This is a genomic window from Zhongshania sp. (assembly GCF_047636175.1).
In the GTDB taxonomy this organism is placed as follows: Bacteria; Pseudomonadota; Gammaproteobacteria; order Pseudomonadales; family Spongiibacteraceae; genus Spongiibacter.
This window is the reverse complement of sequence record NZ_JBLIKC010000016.1, coordinates 67265-86089: the sequence shown is the minus strand read 5'-3', so window position 1 is coordinate 86089 and position 18825 is coordinate 67265. Positions and strand designations below refer to the sequence as shown.

Genomic DNA, 18825 nt, shown 5'->3' with positions numbered 1-18825 from the left:
TCACGCTGCGTCTATATGCGATTTTAACCATTGATTAGTGCGCCTCTCTTCACCTGAAACACAGGCCGGGTGACGCCCTTAGCACGGCAACTGAATAGCACCGGAGATTTTAATTTCTAAGAGCACTTGGCTTGAAAAGCGACGGCTTTTACCATTAATAAGTATGCCCTACACTGATTCGATACGGTGGCGCGCACTTATTATTTTACACTCGCTATTCCGGATGTTCTTCCAACTCGTCATTGGGGCGCTCAGAGATTATAGATTCTGTTGTGGCTCGGTTCCCGCCACGTTGCGCTGCATTTTTATTAACTTCGGTCGCGGGTTGATCTACCAATTGAGAGGCATTGCGCGCTGCGTTTTGAACTGCTTTACGAGCAGCCGCGCCGACGGTGGCGGGGTCGTTGCTGGTTTTTGCGGCGGTTTGCGCCGCTTCACGGGCCACTTCTTTCATGTTCTCAGCAACTGGCTCAAGCGCTTCGGCTACCACGCTGTCGGCAACTTTATCGGCGGCCACTTTTTTCTGATCGGTGGCAATACCAACGTGATAGGCGGCAAAGCCAGGCATAACCATTTGGTTTAGTGCTAGACCAATAATTTGACCATCTACATTGCTTCTAATCACGGAACTGCGATTGGTGATAGGGTCAGTTACCGTGCCCAGGATGTCGCCTTTTTTCACATTTTGACCTAGCTTGGCCTCGGTGAGGAATACCCCGCTTTGATCTGCGCGCAGCCAGGTAGATTTGTAGAAGACATTTTGTTTTGGCGCACGATTAGGTTTTTGGTCGATCATTCCCAAATGGTGCATGACCGCTTTTATACCGTTAACACTTTGAATCACTTCTTTGAGCTGTAACCGAAGCGGTTCGCCAGCCTCTAAAGTTACCGCCGGAATACCTGCATCTACCGCTGCTCGACGCAGTGTTCCCGGCGCGCCAGCACCATCTAGTACGGTGACGTCATGAAACATTTTACTAAATTGAAAAACGCTTTCTTTGCCCAAATTACCGCGCAACTGGGTGAGGTTGGTGCGGTGAAAAGAACCGGTATGAATATCGATCAAGCGATCACAATGGGTGATAACTTCATTGAAAAAACTGTGGGCAATACGTCCTGCTGAGCTGCCTTTGGGGTCGCCGGGAAAGTAGCGATTGAGGTCGCGGCGATCAGGAAGGTAGCGTGAGGTGCGTCTAAAACCATGCATATTAACAATGGGTACACCGATTACAACGCCGTTTAATTTGTCGCTCTCCAAGCTAAACATGACTCGACGTATGGCCTCGACGCCATTGAGCTCGTCGCCGTGAACGGCGGCAGTTAAGCACAGGGTGGGGCCGGGTTTATTGCCGGCGGCGACAAGAATCGGAGTAGGCATAGCAAGCCCGGCGATAGCTTGGCCGGCGGTCCAGTACAGGCGTTCAAAACTGCCTCGCAGAATGTCTTGCCCAAGTAGGGTAAAGACAACTTCTGAGGACGGTTGCCCCGATGCATTTTTACCAAAGTCGGTGTTTAACACGCTATCTTTGCGTTGATTAGACGTAAAAGTAGTGCCTTCTATGTTTTTGATCTCACTGACGGTGCTGGCATTAAGCGCGTGTGACTCATTCAGCGATTTTGGTGCCTGCTCGTTTGCCACTGCAGCCTGAATGACTAACTGTAGCCCAAGTGCCATTAAAATAATGAATAGGTGTTGCATGATGCCGCGGGTGACTCCGTTTATGATGGTGAGCAAGATATGGGCTTCCCTATTAGTTGCGAGCTATTATCTTCAAGTAAGGCCGCAGCCCCGCGATAAATTGTATACAAAATCACCAGTCGAAACGTCTATGAATTGATGCTTGCTCAAAATCCTTCCAGTATGCCTTTGGTGTTTGACGCTATTATTCGCCTAAGTTCATTTGGTGGTCTTGGCAATTTTGCTTAGTTTGGCCGGTATTGGGGGCAAAAAACCACCGTGGATGGTGAAAAGAGCCAACAACTGGGCCTCATGTCCGACTATAATTGCGGCATAGTTTGCGCCGCTGGTGATAGCGGATGACAAATAATGATTATTGTAGGAGTTCCCCATGGCTAAAGATCGGCTAATTATTTTTGATACTACCCTCCGTGACGGCGAGCAAAGCCCTGGTGCGTCTATGACGCGCGACGAAAAGGTGCGCATAGCCAAGATGCTAGAGAAAATGGGAGTCGATGTAATCGAAGCGGGTTTTGCCATAGCCAGCGTGGGCGATTTTGAGTCGGTTCGGGCAGTGGCCGCTGCGATAAAGGGCAGCACAGTATGCAGCTTGGCGCGCACTGGAGCCGAAGATATAGATCGAGCAGCAGAGGCTTTGCGACCGGCAGAGTCGGGCCGTATTCATACCTTCATTGCCACGTCGCCGATCCATATGGAATATAAGCTCCGGATGTCACCTGACAATGTGGTGGAGCGTGCAGTGGCAGCGGTAAAGCACGCCCGTAATTTGATTGGTGATGTCGAATTTTCCTGCGAAGACGCATCTCGCTCTGAATATGAGTTTCTGTGTCGCATTATTGAGCAGGTTATCGATGCTGGCGCCCGGACTATCAACTTGCCGGATACCGTCGGTTATGGCGAGCCCGGTGAATACGGTGCAATGGTAGGGCGTTTGATGAACTCTATTCCAAACGCCGATAAGGCCATTTTCTCGGTTCATTGTCATAATGATCTGGGCTTGGCGGTGGCGAACACCCTCTCGGCTGTTATGAACGGCGCCCGTCAGGTGGAATGCACAATTAACGGCTTGGGTGAGCGGGCCGGCAATGCGTCCCTAGAAGAGCTGGTGATGGCGGTTCGCACGCGGTCAGATATTTTCCCTGTTGAGGTTAGTGTTGATGCCACTCAAATTCTTGCCACATCACGTTTAGTATCGTCAATAACCGGTTTTGTTGTTCAACCTAACAAGGCGATTGTGGGCGCTAATGCCTTTGCCCATGAGTCTGGTATTCATCAGGACGGGGTTTTAAAACACCGTGAAACCTATGAAATTATGCGCGCCGAAGATGTCGGCTGGAACGCCAATAAATTAGTCTTGGGCAAGCACTCTGGTCGCGCTGCATTCAAGGCTAGGCTCGAAGAATTGGGTATTACGCTGGATAATCAAGCGGCATTAAATTTGGCGTTTACCCGCTTTAAAGAATTGGCAGACAAGAAACACGAAATTTTTGATGAAGATCTGCAGGCCTTGATGAGCGATGTACAGCCTGCTGAGTTCACGTCACGCTATAGCTTCGTCAGTTTGGAAGCACTGTCTCGCACCGGCTCAAACCCCCATGCAGATATTCAACTACGTATCGACGGTGACACCCAGCAAGCGTCGGCTGAAGGCGATGGCCCGGTAGATGCTGCCTTCAAAGCTTTGGAAGTGCTAGTTAATAGCGGCGCCAATCTTTTACTGTATTCCGTGAATGCCATCACCAGCGGCACGGACTCTCAGGGCGAAGTGCAGGTGCGGCTTGAAAAGGACGGCACTATTGTAAATGGTAACGGTGCTGATACCGATATTATTGTGGCGTCAGTGAAGGCCTATCTCGACGCTCTAAATTTATTAGACGCGGGTGTTTTAAAAGCACATCCACAGCGGGGCGTGTAAGTGAACGAAGCACTGCGCTTAGATTATTTGCAGGCGATGGGCGTAGACAGCTACGTGCCACGTTTCTTGCTAGACGGCGCGGCTGCTTCGCCACTGTGTGAGATGGATTTTCCTGTTGCGGATTACGACGGTAGCGACTCTAGCGCCGGGGCATCCTATGACATTGAAAACGAATATGCGCAGCATGGCGCGCAGCGCGATAGTGAAAAAACTGCGGCCAGTCCGAGTCAGAGTCGATCTCGTATCGCTGCTGATTTAGAAGGCCTTAATCTTAATGCTAAGGCACAGAAGCGCGCTGCCCCGGAAAGTAAAACTGGGCAAAATAGCGGGGCGTTAGCGAATGCGGCACTGCAATCCAATCCGGCGTTCAAGCTTGATTTAGTCGGCACCGGTATTGGCTTGCTGCTCGTTGCCGACACCAGCACTCAGCCACTGAGTCCCGCTGAAAAGCGTCTGCTTGCCAATATTGCTGTGGCGGTAAAAATCCATCATAAAGTAGACGCGGCGCCGACATTCTCCAGTGCCAAATTTCAGTGGCCGGTTGCAAAAAATCTAGGTTTAGCCCAGGGGGTTGATGCAGCCAAAGACGCTTTACTTGGTAATATTATGGCGCACGCTGAGCGTCAAAATGCCCAATGCGTGATTGTGTTTGGTGAGCAGATGAAGCCGTATTTCGAACATACGGTATTATCGTCTGCCGGTTTGACGGTATTGTTTAGTGCGTCACCGGCGGCGATGCTCGCGGATGGCAGTTTGAAAGCCGCGCTTTGGCAGCAGCTGCGTAGCTATTCTTTTCCAGCGCAAGGTTCTGAATAACATCATGTCGCGTGTCGCTATGCTTGGTATTCAACATCTTGAGCAATGTCTATTAATAGAAGCCCGATCTGATCCTCATCCCTGGGGGCGAATAAATTGGTTGCGAAGCCTTCGAGATGACCATTGTCTGGGTTATTGGGATGAAGGCGAATTATTAGCAATCAGCGCTTATAGCTTGGTATTAGATGAAGTTAGCTTATTAAATATTGTGGTCGATACCAATAGCCGTGGCAGCGGCGTTGGCCGCCATTTACTGATTGAAGGTTTGGAGTGGATGCAGCAGTTTGGCGGGCATCGCTGTTTGCTTGAGGCGCGGGTATCCAATACAGTGGCGCGAGCCTTATATCGTAAGCTAGGCTTTGCCGAGGATGGTATTCGCAAGAAATATTACCCGCTTGGTGACGGCTTCGAAGACGCGGTATTGATGTCAGCCGATCTTCCGTTATTGTAAATAGAATAAATCGAAGCGTTTAGCGAATTTATTGGGACAAAAATTATGCAGGAAGTTGAATCCGATTGGTGGTTCATTGGTTTGCCTGAAGAATGGCGTACCGAGCAGGATGAAGATAGTATTCTGATCTTTGATCAGGACGAGTTAGGCTGTATTAGTTTAAGCAGTTTGCAGGCCGAGCACGGCAAACCGGCAAGTGAGCAAGATTTAAACGCGTTAATCAAAGAAGTTGGTATGCCACTTGCTGAAGGTAAAGCGTGCAAAATAGGCGATGATTACCGTGGTTGGGAATTTGAGACACTAGAAGACGGTGATTATATTCGCGAGTGGTTCTTGCTCGGTGGTGGCCATTTGCTACTGATAAGTTATGCCTGTGCTGACGAAGATAGTGAAATGGATAGATCTGCGGTCGATCAGATTTTAGACACACTGCGTCTTAAGGGCGATGAGTCGTCGGAATTAGCGTAATATTGACTGAGTCGGCAGTTTTGCCCTGTCGGCCATGATAACTTCTGCTTAATAATATAGTTAGACGGTGACGTAATGACGAAAATAATGATTACGCTATTTTTATCGCTATTGCTGTCCCCCGCAATGGCGGCGGGTGCGGCATTAGGCAAACCGGAAACGAAGCTTAATCCTGCCAATTTACAGCTGGCCTCGGTAAGTGCCATGGTCGTAGATGCCGACAGTGGTGAGGTCTTGTACCAAAAGTATGCTGATATCGTAAAGCCTATTGCCTCGTTAACGAAAGTGATGACGGCGATGGTGGTATTAGATTCTAAGCAGTCTTTACGTGAAGTTATTCGTTTCTCACAAGCAGATCGCAAGGCGATTAATAACTATTTCTCCCGTATTCGGGTTGACTCCGAGTTACCTCGTGGCGAAGTTCTGCGGGTGGCGTTGATGTCCTCAGAGAACCTCGCGGCTGCGTCGTTGGGTAGAAACTATCCCGGCGGCATGACCGCCTTTGTTGCCAAAATGAACGCCAAAGCCAAAGCCTTGGGCATGAAAAATAGCCATTTTGTAGATAGTAGCGGCCTGTCACATCACAATGTGTCGACGGCTGCAGATATGGCCAAATTGATCGCGGCGGCGGCCAAATACCCCGTAATTTCCGAGTACTCGACGACGGCTACGCACACCGCTAATTTTCGTCGGCCGTCCTATCTTTTAGCTTATGTGAATACCAATCAGCTAGTGCGTTACAAACGCTGGGACGTTGGCATGAGTAAAACCGGGTATCTGAATGAGGCTGGCCGCTGCTTGGTAATGAAGGCCGAGGTTGACGGCAAATCCTTATTATTCGTGATGCTGGATTCTTTTGGTAAAACCAGCCCGATTGGCGATGCTGGCCGCATTAAGCGGTGGCTAGCTTCTGGTAAGAGCGGTAATGTCGCGAGTTCGGCGCAGCTTTATCAAAAGCAGAAAGTGGCTGAATATCTGGCTGAGAGAACCACAGCAAGTATCCGTTAGCATATCGTTTAGTGCAAAAATCTAGGGTCTTCCTGCTTGCAGGAAGGCCCTTCTTGTTTTTATTAGTATGTGAAAGGGTTTATAGCAATGAAAGTGAACTGGGAGATGAGTGTTCTGCCTAGCGGCAAGCGCGCAGAATACATCTATGTAACAGATAGCGCGGCGCAGCTCGAAACAGAGTTAGAACCCTTAATCATTGCCTGCGTGGATAAAGCTGTGAGCGTTATGCCTGAAAATATTAACGATGATTCGCTGTATCTGATTTTTGAGTTCGATGACCACGGTGTGCTGCGTATTGTGATGACCGACGATACCAAGCAGCAGGAGTCTGCTTACGGTATTGCCTGTGATATGTCGTCGGTGACGCAGTATCTCGCCGAATCTGATTATTGGAAATTTAAGGGCGAGCCCTTTGCTGACATTGTTAAGCATTGCATTCGCGACTATCTGACCACCTGTGGTGCATTCATGCGCTATTCATTGGTGGCGGTATTCTCTGAGGGTGACCGAGCTAGAACAGAGCTACTATAGGATTGTGTTTTTGAGTATTGGACGGCCTCGCGGCCTGGCGCCTATCTCAGAATACTGTCGCAGTGTTTGTACGAATTGGTCAATTTCTGAGTAATTGTGCTTAATAGCTACCGTGTTTACCCAATGTGGTCTGCTTAACGTACAATAGCGCCTTTCATGATTAAGGCGTATTCGATGGCGATTCAGTGGTATCCGGGACACATGTACAAAGCGCAAAAGGCGATTGCCGAGGTACTGCCTCAGGTTGATCTGCTGATTGAGGTTTTAGACGCGAGGATTCCTAGTTCCAGTGAAAACCCTGCCATCGCAAAATTGCGCCGTGATAAGCCCTGCATTAAAGTACTGAGTAAGGCCGATCTGGCTGATCCTAAGGTCACTGCAGAGTGGCAGGCTTATCTTGAGCAAGATCGCGGCGTAAAGTCCTTTACTACCACCACCGATGAGCCGTCCAAAATAAAGCAGTTGATTCCACTGTGCCGAAAAATGTTTCCGGCGAAAGACGCCAGTTTAAAAACCATTAATACCATGATTGTCGGTATTCCCAATGTGGGTAAGTCGACGCTGATCAATATTTTAGCCGATCGCTTGATTGCTAAAACGGGCAATGAACCAGCCGTCACTAAAAGTCAGCAGCGAATTAATTTGGGTAGCGGTATTGTCTTGTTTGATACCCCCGGAATTCTGTGGCCAAAAATTGAAAACCCCAATGGTAGTTATCGCTTAGCCGTTACTGGGGCGATTAAAAATACCGCCATGGAGTTTGATGATGTGGGGTTTTACGCCGCCGAATATTTAATTCGGGCCTACCCAGAACTTCTTAAAGCACGCTACCAACTCGACAGTGTTCCCGATACCGAATTAGCCTTTTTAGAAGCTGCAGCTCTGCGCCGCGGAGCCTTAACGGCGGGCGGTCGAATAAACCTTCATAAAATATGTGAAGTGCTTATTAATGAGTTGCGCGCCGGTACTCTAGGGCGTATTAGTCTTGAAACCCCGGCCATGATTGAGCGCGAAAATTTGGTCGTGGCTGAGGAAAAGGCAAAGAAAGAAGAAGATATTAAAGCGCGAAAACGTCGGTTTAAAGAGGGCTCTCGCCGTTCCGATGATTGAAAGTTAAGAACGAAAATAGGAAAGTAGAATGGTAAATAATGATGTGTTGCGCCGAGTACGTTACATCTTTGATTTTAATGACTCAAAGATGATTGCGATCTACGGATTGGCGGATCACCATGTTTCGCGAGAAGACGTCAGTGCCTGGCTTAAAAAAGAAGGCGATGAAGACTATGAAGAATGCAGCGATCTCCTGATGGCAGCCTTTCTGAATGGTTTAATCACTGATATGCGCGGCGCCAAAGACGGCCAAAAGCCGGTTATAGAAAAGCGCTTGACCAATAATATGATTTTCATGAAATTGAAAATAGCATTGAGTCTAAAGGCAGAAGACGTGATGGCTATTTTAGCCTTAGCTGATTTTAAAATCAGTAAACACGAGTTGAGTGCCTTTTTCCGCAAGCCAGAGCACAAACATTACCGTGAGTGTAAGGACCAAATTTTGCGGAATTTCCTCAAGGGTTTGCAGTTAAAGCTTCGCAATACCAATGACGATACCGAAGACGACGAAACTTAGTATTTCCTTGCTGAATATAGCGGCTAGATCCAGTCATTAGGATGCGTCTATTTAAGATCGAATACTAAGCCGATGTTAAATAGACGCCCAGGGTCGACATAAATTTGCTGCTAGCGTGAGAGTTAAATGATGATCGGATGGTCGTCATTGCCTTGAATTCTCGTCTCCATATCCTAAGTCGCTGGCAGTCATACTTTTAAGTAAAGGCTGCGGCAAAACCCTTTCTTCATGGTCAACGCGGCGATGCATTACAAGCCTGTAGACACATTAAAGCCGTGCCTTCCTCATTCAACTTGATCCTTTTTTGTCTTTAATGTGCCACTTTCCAATGATAAAAGGGCGGTTGGGCGTGGGCATCGATAGTTAGCAAGCAAGAATGGGATCAAATCGACCATATTTGCTGCGGTGTAGAAAAATGCCTATTCACACGAGTCCTACTTATAAATAGCGCTGCTATATAGATTGTTTTTAGTGACATTGTCACGTATTTTGTGGCCATAGGCTTCTATTCCAGTAGGTTTAGCTAGACGCTAATAGGATAAAAATAATGAGTAATAAGATTGGTTCCGTTCATTCACGTCGTCACGGCAGAGTACTGCACATCATTTTAAGCCGTCCGGCCTTGAAGAACGCGATAAATGAAGAAATGGTGACCTCCTTGTACCGCTGCCTGCGAGACGCAGCGCAAGACGATTCGATTGGGGCAGTAGTTCTTGAAGGCGCGGGTGATGCCTTTTGTTCTGGCGCCGACATTAAAAATTTAGCCTTGGGGATAGAGCACACTCGCAAGTATTCCACCGAGGTCTTGCTTAGGGTTGGTGCGGAAGCGGCCATGTTACTGCACGAAATGCCCAAGCCGACCATCGCCATGATTCGTGGCCCGGCAGTGGGCGGCGGCTTGTCGCTGGCCTTGGCCTGCGATTTCCGGCTGGCGGATGACACCGCAACCTTGGGGTATGCCCATACAAAAATCGCTTTGTCTGGTGACTTTGCGGCGGCCTACTTTCTAAGTAAATGGATGGGCGCAGGTAAAGCTCGCGAATTTTGTTTACTCTGCCCGACATATAGCGCCCACGAGGCTTTTAAAAATGGCCTGCTTACTAAAGTTTGCGAGGCTGATTCGCTGTGCAGCGAGGTCGAGAGTCTTGCCACACAATTAGCAGATGGCCCTACCAATGCTCTGGGTTGTATCAAAAATAATCTAAAAAATGCCGAGGCCTTGAGTTGCGATAGCTATATTGCTGAAGAGATTAAAAACTTCCAGCGCTGCCGCAATAGCGATGAGCACCGTGAAGCTTTAGCGGCTTTTCTAGAGAAGCGTGAGCCGGTACTTCCCCGCGTCAAAGCTGCAAGGTAAGCGGCGTCTGCTCCTTAGATAGCAACTTGTCGTGGCGCGAGCGCGCAGAGAAGTTTTCCTATAAAATTTATAATTCATATCCCTAAGGTGACTATAGGGGCCGTGTAAGACCGTCTGTAAGTCCCTGGCTAAACCGTATCGAGACTAATAATTTGTGGCTAACTTACGATCCAGACTGTGCTATCTTGCCGGTTTTAGCGGCAAGGATTTTAACGAGAGATGGCAGATCTAAACCCAGTATATTTCCCAGATATTGAATCTTCAGATTGGATGGCAATGCCCATGCCAGAAGGCGATAGCTTTGATAGTCTTCTTGATCCCTATCAGTTTCGCAAAGTCGCTGCAGGCAAGGCTGAGGCCTTATTTGAAACTAATACCCACAGTCAAAATGGTCAGAATGGCCTTCATGGCGGATTGTTAGCAGCGCGCGCCGAGCAAGTATTATATCTGCCCCTATATGTAAACCGCAGTGTGGCGCTGCGGCGGGTGGTGACTATTGATATGACCTTGCAATATGTTGCCGGTGGTAACGTGGGCTTGCCTATACTGGCTGAGATTGAGTTAATTCAAGAGACCGGCCGTATGGGGTTTATCCGCGGCGTGCTCAAGCAGGAAGGTCGTGTGCTGACGAGCTTTACGGCAACCCTGCGAAAGTTAGCTGAGGCATAGATCGTTAACGATACTCGCTGTTCTTTCTTGCAGGCCTGCAATGCGCACTAGCTGGGATATATTTTGTCACATCGTCGATAACTACGGGGATGCCGGGGTTTGTTGGCGTTTGGCGCGGCAACTGGCGGCAGAGTATGACGCCGACGTGCGAATATGGGTTGACGACCTGACCACCTTTGATCTTGTGTCTGGTGGCGCTTGTCTTGATGTTTCCGCCGAATTGCCGCGTTTAGTCGATGGCGTGTGGCTGCATTTATGGTCAACCCCGTGGCCGGCGAATGTGCTGCCAGCGGATGTGGTGTTAGAAACCTTTGCATGTGAGTTGCCCGCAGACTATGTTGGGGCAATGGCGGTACGAGAGCTCCCATCTCTGTGGCTAAATTTAGAGTATCTGAGCGCAGAGGAGTGGGTGTCGGCGTGTCATGGGTTGCCATCATTACAAGCCAATAGCCTGCAGAAATTCTTCTTTTTTCCCGGTTTTAATATTGCTACTGGTGGCTTACTTCGGGAAGCTGGCCTGCTGCAGCGGCGACGGGAATTTCAGCGCAGCGCCAGCGCCCGAGCGATGTTTCTAGAGAGTATTGCGGTGTCTGCGGTTCCCGGCGCAAGGCTCGTGTCCTTGTTTTGCTATGAGAACCCCGCGCTGTCTAGTTGGCTGAATGCCATGTCTGCTGGCGATCTTACTTATCATATCTTGGTGCCAGAGGGTCGGGTGGTGCCGGGTGTTTGCGCGTGGCTGGGACAAGACGCTTTTAAGTTTGCTCGGGTGTATAGGCAGGGCAATGTCGCTATTCAGTTTATTCCCTTTTTGAGTCAATGCGATTATGACCGACTGCTTTGGAACTGCGACTTTAATGTGGTTAGGGGCGAGGATTCTTTTGTTCGTGCTCAATGGGCTGGCCGGCCCTTTTTGTGGCATATCTACCCTCAGCAAGACAATACCCATTTAATAAAATTAGACGCCTTTTTAAGTTCCTATACCGCCGGCCTCGGAGTGGACGAAAAAGCGACTTTAGTGGCTCGTTGGACAGCGTGGAATAGCGGCCAAATAACACCCTCTGGCGGAGGCAAGCTATTCGCTGGAGGAGTACAAATGGCGGGCCATGCAGAGGATTGGTGCACTTCTTTAGAGAGTCAAAAAAATCTTGCGCAATCACTAGTGGATTTCTATCAGAATTGGGTATCATAGCCAGCCAAAAAACAGCTGGCTTATATCATTTTCCATTTGGATAAACCTATGAAAACAGCACAAGAAATGAAGCCCAGTAGTGTAATTTTGATCGATGGCCAGCCTTGGATGGTTCAGAAAGCGGAATTTACTAAATCAGGTCGGAATAGCGCCATAGTAAAAATGAAGTTGAAGAACCTATTGAGTGGCTCGACCACGGAAACTGTTTATAAGAGTGACGATAAAGTTGAGCCAGTTATCCTTGAGCGTATACCGGTAAGTTACTCCTATGTCGCTGAGTCCACCTATGTCTTTATGGATGAAGAATACAATCAGTACGAACTCAAGGAAGAGGACATAGAAAGCGTGCTTCCCTATATTGTTGATGGCATGACGGAGATCTGCGACGCAGTTTTTTTTGAAGGTAAGCTTATTTCGGTTAATCTGCCGACCATGATCGTCCGTCAAATTACTTATACCGAAGGTTCGGCCCGTGGCGACACGTCCGGTAAGGTGATGAAACTGGCTAAATTGAGTAACGGTACAGAAATCAAAGTCGCGGACTTCTGTGAAATAGACGACTGGATCGAAATCGATACCCGCAGCGGCGAATATAAATCCCGAGCCAAGGCACCGGTATAAGCCGCTCTCAATGTAAGGCTTATTAAAGCTGAGTTATTTTTAGATCTAATAAAGCGTTGATCTAAGAATATTAGCCATAAAAAAACCGACATTAGAGTCGGTTTTTTTATGCTCGTTAATACTATAGTGACGATCACGTCAGCCGCTAGTCTTGGCTATGAACTCTTACTATTACAGCGGCTAAGTGCTTTAGCGCGGGCTTCATTAAAACCGGCGAGTGAGAACCGATCATTGCCTTTTGTAAAATGATGTGACACGTCGCTAGTCGCAGGCATAAACATATTTACTGCATCGGAATGCGCCATTAGATCAAGTAATTCAGCATTGGCAAAGACATGGCCCATGATTACCTCGTGGGTATTTCCTGCCGTGGGTCGGATCGCCACAACCTCGAGGGGTATAGACATGGAGATACCATCAAAATTGGCATCCATTGTTACCGTTTGGCCCGCTAAAGACCAAATATCGCTGCTGTTGCTAGACCAGCTCACATACAGTTCATCGCTGCCGCAGGTATTGCTGTGTTTTACTAAACCGAACTGATGGTTGGCGGCGTTCTCACCGTCGGTGGTGTAGCCGGTTGATTTTGATATGTCGTCAATTTGCCAAGCGGGTGCGACATTGCCAAGCGCGTTAATAGACAGTAGTGCAGACCCGAGTAGTAGTGGGTAAGCGAGTAATTTTTTCATGTTTGGTCACCTTGGCAAATGAGAGCGTTGTGGAAGAGCCGAGTTAATCTTGCCGACTATTAGGCCAAGGAGGTATACGTAGTCACCGTGAGTGAGAACGGAGTCACACTATCTAACGATGGTAATAAGCTCCTATATTTTACAGTTTTCTGAGGGCCATTCACTTGGAATTTCGAGAAATAGGGAATGATGCTTATAGCATCTTAAAGGTGTGCCTATTGGGCGGCGACCTCAGTTGACGAGACTTATATCGTTGATGTGTTTATAGTTAAGTGTGCGCTGTTGTGAATCAGCTTGGTTCGCGGCTTATGCCCACAGCCTGGAGTACGTTGTGGAATCTATTCGCCTTCGCTACCAGACCATCGAGGTTAGTGGTTTTGATATACATGTTCGCAGCCTTCGCGATAACCAACAGTTTGCAGATACCTTAGGCGAAGCCGAGGCCCTCGGCATCTCATCGGCGCAATGGCCCTTGTTTGGCGTGCTCTGGGATTCTGGTGCGGTGTTAGCCAATGAAATGGCGACCTTCGAGATAGCAGGTAAGCGTATTTTAGAAGTAGGCTGCGGCATGGCCTTATCTAGTTTACTGCTGAATGCGCGTCACGCCGATATTACGGCGACGGATATTCATCCTGAAGCCGGTAATTTTCTGATAGAAAATGTACGTTTAAATAACGGTGTGAAAATTCCTTATTTACGCACTGACTGGAAAGATGTCACTGACGGTTTAGGTAAGTTTGATGTGATTATTGGCGCTGATATATTGTATGAGCGCGAACATATTAGCTTGCTGTCAGATTTTATTGAGCGTCATGCCAAACCCTGCTGCGAAGTGATTATGGTCGACCCTGCGCGGTTTAATCACGCCGCATTTAGTAAGCGAATGGTGACTCTAGGATATGTGCACAGTCAGCACAAGCCGGATACCAGCAGGTTTTTAAGCGTTGAATTCAGGGGCCAAGTGCTGCGTTACCAACGCACTTAACCGCAAAATTTGGCTGATCTATGTTGCGGTAGCCGCCGAGTTATTATTGGCGACCATCATCCGTAATAGAACAATAGAATAGCGAAGTAGACAGACGGTCGATTCCTTCTAGCCCCTTATTTAACCCCCCTCGACAATACCCCTTAGTCATAATAGGGCTGTTGTGATGGCTGTTAGACAGTGACTTTTCGGGAGCCGCGCTCAGTGGTGATGTTCGCCGCCAATGTCATTGCCTTGGGCATCATACATGCCGGAACTGCCGTGCTCGATAAACCCTAGATTAATCATTTTTCTCAGAAACGGGTCAGATTCATTGTCGCCAATGTCTGCGTAGTCTGTGGTTTGGTAGTTTAGGTGTTGCTCAAAAAAGACGTTGATGACCTTGGTGTCGGTGCTCTTCGCTGTTAGCAACCAAGTGGAGGTTTGGCCTTTAGCGTTGCGGGTGTACGATTTAACGAGTCTATAAGCGGGTAGCCAATTAAGCGTGATGGATTGCTGAAGGTCTTTCAAGGTGTAGATTTCTTCGCGGTCGCAGCCGCTGCCTATTGTTTTTATCAGGGTCATTTTGGCTAGTAGGGAGTTGGCGACTAGCTGATTTTTCATACTCCAATTGTCGTCGCCGCCTAGGTCTTTAATTTCACCTGGTGCGTATTCAATGCCGCGCTGATAGGCGTCAAAGTAGCGGTTTAATTTGATGCTATTGCTGCGGTTGCGCTCCCATAATTCGGTAATGGCTCTTTTGGGGTATTGCTCAGCAACGCTATTGGCGCGACGCCATAGCACCATGTGGTCAAATTGCTCTGGTTTGGTGTCCGCGGTATGTTTGCTAATTTGGTAATGGGCGCTGATGGGTGTGTCCGCATTGCAGGTCGATGCGGAGGCTGCCGGTACGAGTATTGTCATGCCGGTGAGGATAGCTGGCATTGCCAAGATTGCGCGCAGTGATAGTGTTGAAAAAGAGGTGCGTAACTTCAAAGTAAATCTCCAATTCTAAGTTTGTACTTTGGTGAAAATTTGTCTGCTGTTTATTAATAAAGGCGCCGGCTTGCACCGGCGCCAGAAGGCTTATCACTTATTAAGTTATTATTATATTAAGGCGCTAGTTGATTACTATTGGCTTTATTAACAAGATCTGCAGCGTAGTTCATAACATGAAATATCAGGTTCTGCTCATTCGTGCCGCTAACCAGTGCAGAGCTAGGCCCTTTTGCATAAACACCAACATCTTCACCTGCATGGGTTTCTGATCCAAGTGGCACTAAGGCCTCTTGGTGGAACCCCGGTGATTGGGTGTCGACTAGTAATAGGTCTTGGCGGCCGGTGTCGACTGCGTAGTTATAACCCTCATCAGCATCAGTTTCATCACCGAGGTCGCGAAAGCCTAGTCCGTTGGTATACCCAACAGTGGTGTAGGGCATACCATCTGCGGCAAGCGTGGGTGATGTTGAACCGATGTTTACGACTTTGCCCAGAATAGGATTGCCGCGTTTGGGGTAACCCGCAATAGTAAACACATGGCTGTGGTCAGCCGTGACGATGATTAGCGTCTCATCACTATTGGTGAGCTCAACGGCTTTGGCCACGGCCTCGGAAAGCTCGACCGTATCCGTCAGGGCGTTATAAGCATTACCAGCGTGATGAGCATGGTCAATACGACCCGACTCAACCACGAGGAAAAACCCATTGCTGTTATTGTCTAAGACCTTAATGGCTTTCTCGGTCATATCGCGCAATGAGGGCTCGCCAGCAACGTCATTTTTGCGATCAGCTTCGTATTGCATATGCGATTCATTGAATAGTGCTAGCACTTTGCTGGTGCTTTCGGTATCAATTGCATTGAAGCCGGTTTTATCAAAAATGTAGTTGCCCTGGGGGTAGCGTGTTTGCCATTCCGTCGTTAGATCGCGACCGTCGGTGCGATCACCCTCCACGCTGCTTACTGCGTCTGGACTATTAAATGCAGCATCTTTGGGCAGGAAGCTGCGACGACCGCCGCCCATTACCACGTCGATGCCATCAACATTAATACCACCGATACGGGATTCTAGATTTGACTCAAAATTCACTAACTGCAAGGCGATATCTTCACAGCCAGCAATTTTCGCGGCGGTTGGCATATCACCGTCGTCTTCCCAGTTGCGATCAGCAGACTTTGCATATGCTGCTGCTGGTGTTGCATGGGTGATGCGTGCAGTAGATAGGACGCCGGTAGACTTACCGGCGATTTCTGCCAGCTCAAGCGCAGTCACTAGTTCATTGCCAGCCACGGTAGCGCAGTCACCGCGAACAATATTTTCGTTCACGCCAATCACACCGACGTCGGTTTTAACCCCGCTCATCATCGCCGTCATGGTGCCGGCAGAGTCTGGCGTTTGGGCGTCGACGTTATAGGTTTTTGCTAAACCGCTGTAAGGGAACATATCGAAGCTTAGGTTATGCTCTTCACCCAGCTTGCCATTGAGCTGACCCTCTAATATGCGCGCCGCGGTGACGGTCGAAATACCCATGCCATCGCCAACAAATAAGATGACATTTTTCGCCGCGCCGCGGGTCAAATTAGGCGCGGTGACATCGGCTATTTTTGCTTCTGCATCTTTAAACCAGGCGTTGTTGCGGGTGTTGCCGATAAGATCGACAGATTCTGGCGCTGTGTAAGGCTCGCAAACAAACTTAGTGTCGATAATTTCACTGCTTTCTAAATTACTGTTGTTGTTACTGTCTGGGCCGCTGTCAAATTGAGCCCCGCCACCGGGGCAGTTGCTGTCGCCAGCCGGCAGTGCAGTTTGGGTAATAAGGCTGCTAATGCCATTGTTGCCGTCTGCACCATTATTACCGTCGTCGCCACCACAGGCGCTAAGACCTGCTATCGCAACGCTTAGTATTGCTATTTTAACGTGTTTCATTGCCGTTCTCCTTATTCGCCGGTCAGCAGATCGAGCGCTTGGTTAATCATATGGAACACCATGTTTTGCTCAACAACGCCGTGTACAAATTGCGAACCTGGGCCGCGGGCGTGAAGGCTAATGTCTTCGCCGGCATGGGTTTCGGAACCTAGGGGTATTAATGCTTCTTGGTGAAAGCCAGACGATTCAGTATCAATACTGCGGAGATCTGCTCGTCCCGCTTGATTACCTTTTGAGTATACCGCGTCGGCGTCTGTCTCTGCGCCAAGGTCGTGAAAGCCTAGGCCATTGGTATATCCCACCGTTGTGTATGGCATGCCGTCGGCGGCGTTGGTAGGTTCAGTTTCGCCAACACCGACGACCTTGCCTAGAATTGGATTGCCGCGTTTGGGGTAACCCGCAATGGTGAACACATGGCTGTGGTCAGCGGTGACCATAATCAGGGTTTCTTCCGGGTTAGTTGCATCTACTGCTGCTTGTACCGCATTCGATAGCTCAATGGCATCTGTTAATGCGCTATAGGCACTGCCGGCGTGGTGGGCATGGTCAATACGGCCAGACTCCACTACTAGTAAATAGCCGGTGTTATTGTTATCCAGAATGTCGATGGCCTTGCTGGTCATTTGAGTCAAGGACGGCTCGCCGGCAACATCATTGCCTCGATCTTGTTCGTATTGCATGTGGGATTCGTTGAACAGACCAAACAATTTACTGGCAGTGCTGGCGTCTACAGCGTCAAAGCTGCTCTGATCAAAGACATAATTGCCAGCGGGGTAGCGTGTCTTCCATTCAGCGGTAAGGTCGCGACCGTCGGTCCGGTCACCCTCTACGCTGCTGACGGCATCGCTGCTATTAAAGGCGGCTTCTTTGGGAAGGAAGCTGCGGCGACCACCGCCCATGACCACTTCTAAGCCATCAACATCGCTATTGGCAATGCGCGCTTCTAAGTTGGCTTCAAAGTTTACTAATTGCGATGCAATATCTTGGCAGCCTGCGTCTTTGGCAGCGGCGGGCATATCACCGTCGTCTTCCCAGTTGCGGTCTGCTGATTTTGCGTAAGCGGCAGCGGGGGTGGCGTGAGTGATACGCGCGGTAGAGATAATACCTGTCGACATACCCTTTATTTCGGCTAGCTCAATAGCGGTGATTAACTCGTTCCCGCTGACGGTAGTGCAATCGCCACGCACAATCTTTTCATCAACGCCCAAGACACCTGCATCACTTTTCACGCCTGACATCATGGCTGTCATGGTGCCGGCAGAATCTGGCGTTTGTGCATCCACATTGTAGGTTTTTACCAAGGCGGTGTGCGGAAAGGTTTCAAAGCTTAAATAGCCTTCTTCGCCGGGATTACCGTTTTGCTGGCCTTGTAATATACGCGCGGCAGTAAGGGTAGACACGCCCATACCGTCGCCCACAAATAGAATGACGTTCTTTGCTTTTGTCGGCGTGGTTGCGGTGGTTTTAGTTGCGGTTGTGGCCGCCGCATCAGTATACCAAGTGCTATTAGACTGATGGGAAGGTAATACTGCCGCAGCGGCATGTGTTGCAATTATCATGGGCAAAACCCCTGACAATATAGCGGATTTTAGAAGCATTTTAAGGTTCCTAGTCTGAAAAATAATTTATCCTATATTGGGTATGTCGTGCTCGGGTAATAGATCCCCAAAAAAAGAGCATGGCTTGCTAGCACTACTTACCGGAACATAGATTAGAGACAAAGGCTTACAGTTTGATGGCGCTTATATGGAGGTTTTAAGACGGCAGGATGACAGTAGCGTGAACCGTTTGGTGTTGAGTGTGTAAGCAGATAAAGGGCTTTAGGCCTATCGCCCTTGATGGCCTGCAAGTGGGTTTGGGTGGTGATGGTCGAAGTCGTCGATCTTTACAGTCGTAA

Annotated in this window: 18 protein-coding genes; 13 read left to right on the top strand and 5 right to left on the bottom strand. The window is 48.8% G+C overall.

The window, feature by feature from the left end:
- Positions 1-214: 214 nt before the first annotated feature.
- Positions 215-1699, bottom strand: coding sequence for a succinylglutamate desuccinylase/aspartoacylase family protein (locus ACI955_RS11065; protein WP_415243794.1), 1485 nt, complete (start codon positions 1697-1699; stop codon positions 215-217).
- Positions 1700-2069: 370 nt separating this feature from the next.
- Between ACI955_RS11065 and ACI955_RS11060 the strand changes: the two genes are divergently transcribed.
- The 12 genes from ACI955_RS11060 (at position 2070) to efp (ending at position 12351) form a co-directional block, all read left to right on the top strand.
- Positions 2070-3614, top strand: a complete 1545-nt coding sequence (locus ACI955_RS11060; RefSeq protein ID WP_415243793.1) for a 2-isopropylmalate synthase — start codon at positions 2070-2072, stop codon at positions 3612-3614.
- Positions 3615-4430, top strand: a complete 816-nt coding sequence (locus ACI955_RS11055) for a hypothetical protein (protein ID WP_415243792.1) — start codon at positions 3615-3617, stop codon at positions 4428-4430.
- Positions 4431-4434: 4 nt separating this feature from the next.
- A complete protein-coding gene (locus ACI955_RS11050; protein WP_415243791.1) occupies positions 4435-4881 on the top strand; it encodes a GNAT family N-acetyltransferase in 447 nt (148 codons plus the stop codon).
- Positions 4882-4926: 45 nt separating this feature from the next.
- The gene (locus tag ACI955_RS11045; protein ID WP_415243790.1) at positions 4927-5349 is read left to right on the top strand and encodes a hypothetical protein; all 423 of its coding nucleotides are present in this window, start codon (positions 4927-4929) and stop codon (positions 5347-5349) included.
- A 75-nt stretch (positions 5350-5424) separates the two neighbouring features.
- The gene (gene pbpG / locus ACI955_RS11040; RefSeq protein WP_415243789.1) at positions 5425-6357 is read left to right on the top strand and encodes a D-alanyl-D-alanine endopeptidase; all 933 of its coding nucleotides are present in this window, start codon (positions 5425-5427) and stop codon (positions 6355-6357) included.
- Positions 6358-6444: 87 nt separating this feature from the next.
- A complete protein-coding gene (locus ACI955_RS11035; RefSeq protein WP_415243788.1) occupies positions 6445-6888 on the top strand; it encodes a hypothetical protein in 444 nt (147 codons plus the stop codon).
- Positions 6889-7044: 156 nt separating this feature from the next.
- A complete protein-coding gene (gene ylqF / locus ACI955_RS11030) occupies positions 7045-7998 on the top strand; it encodes a ribosome biogenesis GTPase YlqF (protein ID WP_415243787.1) in 954 nt (317 codons plus the stop codon).
- A gap of 28 nt (positions 7999-8026) precedes the next feature.
- Positions 8027-8515, top strand: coding sequence for a DUF1456 family protein (locus ACI955_RS11025; RefSeq protein ID WP_415243786.1), 489 nt, complete (start codon positions 8027-8029; stop codon positions 8513-8515).
- A 547-nt stretch (positions 8516-9062) separates the two neighbouring features.
- Complete coding sequence (locus ACI955_RS11020; protein WP_415243785.1) at positions 9063-9872, top strand: enoyl-CoA hydratase-related protein; 810 nt, start codon at positions 9063-9065, stop codon at positions 9870-9872.
- Positions 9873-10091: 219 nt separating this feature from the next.
- Complete coding sequence (locus tag ACI955_RS11015; protein ID WP_415243784.1) at positions 10092-10541, top strand: PaaI family thioesterase; 450 nt, start codon at positions 10092-10094, stop codon at positions 10539-10541.
- Positions 10542-10581: 40 nt separating this feature from the next.
- A complete protein-coding gene (earP, locus tag ACI955_RS11010; RefSeq protein WP_415243783.1) occupies positions 10582-11730 on the top strand; it encodes an elongation factor P maturation arginine rhamnosyltransferase EarP in 1149 nt (382 codons plus the stop codon).
- A gap of 48 nt (positions 11731-11778) precedes the next feature.
- On the top strand, positions 11779-12351 hold the full coding sequence (gene efp / locus ACI955_RS11005; protein WP_415243782.1) for an elongation factor P: 573 nt from the start codon (positions 11779-11781) through the stop codon (positions 12349-12351).
- A gap of 155 nt (positions 12352-12506) precedes the next feature.
- Here efp and ACI955_RS11000 read toward each other — a convergent pair whose 3' ends face one another.
- Positions 12507-13040 carry a hypothetical protein gene (locus ACI955_RS11000; protein WP_415243781.1) on the bottom strand — a complete coding sequence of 178 codons (534 nt, stop codon included), beginning with the start codon at positions 13038-13040 and terminating at the stop codon, positions 12507-12509.
- A gap of 331 nt (positions 13041-13371) precedes the next feature.
- Here ACI955_RS11000 and ACI955_RS10995 point away from each other — a divergent pair, with 331 nt between their 5' ends.
- Positions 13372-14025, top strand: a complete 654-nt coding sequence (locus ACI955_RS10995) for a class I SAM-dependent methyltransferase (RefSeq protein ID WP_415243780.1) — start codon at positions 13372-13374, stop codon at positions 14023-14025.
- 201 nt (positions 14026-14226) lie between these two features.
- Here ACI955_RS10995 and ACI955_RS10990 read toward each other — a convergent pair whose 3' ends face one another.
- The 3 genes from ACI955_RS10990 to ACI955_RS10980 form a co-directional block, all read right to left on the bottom strand.
- Positions 14227-15000, bottom strand: a complete 774-nt coding sequence (locus tag ACI955_RS10990; RefSeq protein WP_415243779.1) for a hypothetical protein — start codon at positions 14998-15000, stop codon at positions 14227-14229.
- 116 nt (positions 15001-15116) lie between these two features.
- Complete coding sequence (locus ACI955_RS10985; RefSeq protein ID WP_415243778.1) at positions 15117-16928, bottom strand: alkaline phosphatase; 1812 nt, start codon at positions 16926-16928, stop codon at positions 15117-15119.
- Positions 16929-16939: 11 nt separating this feature from the next.
- A complete protein-coding gene (locus tag ACI955_RS10980) occupies positions 16940-18487 on the bottom strand; it encodes an alkaline phosphatase (protein WP_415243777.1) in 1548 nt (515 codons plus the stop codon).
- Positions 18488-18825 lie beyond the last annotated feature (338 nt).

Excerpts from the sequence above, each read along its gene's own strand:
- ACI955_RS11065 (WP_415243794.1), bottom strand. The coding sequence starts at position 1,699 with ATGCAACACCTATTCATTATTTTAATGGCACTTGGGCTACAGTTAGTC.
- ACI955_RS11060 (WP_415243793.1), top strand. The coding sequence starts at position 2,070 with ATGGCTAAAGATCGGCTAATTATTTTTGATACTACCCTCCGTGACGGC.
- ACI955_RS11050 (WP_415243791.1), top strand. The coding sequence starts at position 4,435 with ATGTCGCGTGTCGCTATGCTTGGTATTCAACATCTTGAGCAATGTCTA.
- ACI955_RS11045 (WP_415243790.1), top strand. The coding sequence starts at position 4,927 with ATGCAGGAAGTTGAATCCGATTGGTGGTTCATTGGTTTGCCTGAAGAA.
- pbpG (WP_415243789.1), top strand. The coding sequence starts at position 5,425 with ATGACGAAAATAATGATTACGCTATTTTTATCGCTATTGCTGTCCCCC.
- ACI955_RS11035 (WP_415243788.1), top strand. The coding sequence starts at position 6,445 with ATGAAAGTGAACTGGGAGATGAGTGTTCTGCCTAGCGGCAAGCGCGCA.
- ylqF (WP_415243787.1), top strand. The coding sequence starts at position 7,045 with ATGATTAAGGCGTATTCGATGGCGATTCAGTGGTATCCGGGACACATG.
- ACI955_RS11025 (WP_415243786.1), top strand. The coding sequence starts at position 8,027 with ATGGTAAATAATGATGTGTTGCGCCGAGTACGTTACATCTTTGATTTT.
- ACI955_RS11020 (WP_415243785.1), top strand. The coding sequence starts at position 9,063 with ATGAGTAATAAGATTGGTTCCGTTCATTCACGTCGTCACGGCAGAGTA.
- ACI955_RS11015 (WP_415243784.1), top strand. The coding sequence starts at position 10,092 with ATGGCAGATCTAAACCCAGTATATTTCCCAGATATTGAATCTTCAGAT.
- earP (WP_415243783.1), top strand. The coding sequence starts at position 10,582 with ATGCGCACTAGCTGGGATATATTTTGTCACATCGTCGATAACTACGGG.
- efp (WP_415243782.1), top strand. The coding sequence starts at position 11,779 with ATGAAAACAGCACAAGAAATGAAGCCCAGTAGTGTAATTTTGATCGAT.
- ACI955_RS11000 (WP_415243781.1), bottom strand. The coding sequence starts at position 13,040 with ATGAAAAAATTACTCGCTTACCCACTACTACTCGGGTCTGCACTACTG.
- ACI955_RS10985 (WP_415243778.1), bottom strand. The coding sequence starts at position 16,928 with ATGAAACACGTTAAAATAGCAATACTAAGCGTTGCGATAGCAGGTCTT.
- ACI955_RS10980 (WP_415243777.1), bottom strand. The coding sequence starts at position 18,487 with ATGATAATTGCAACACATGCCGCTGCGGCAGTATTACCTTCCCATCAG.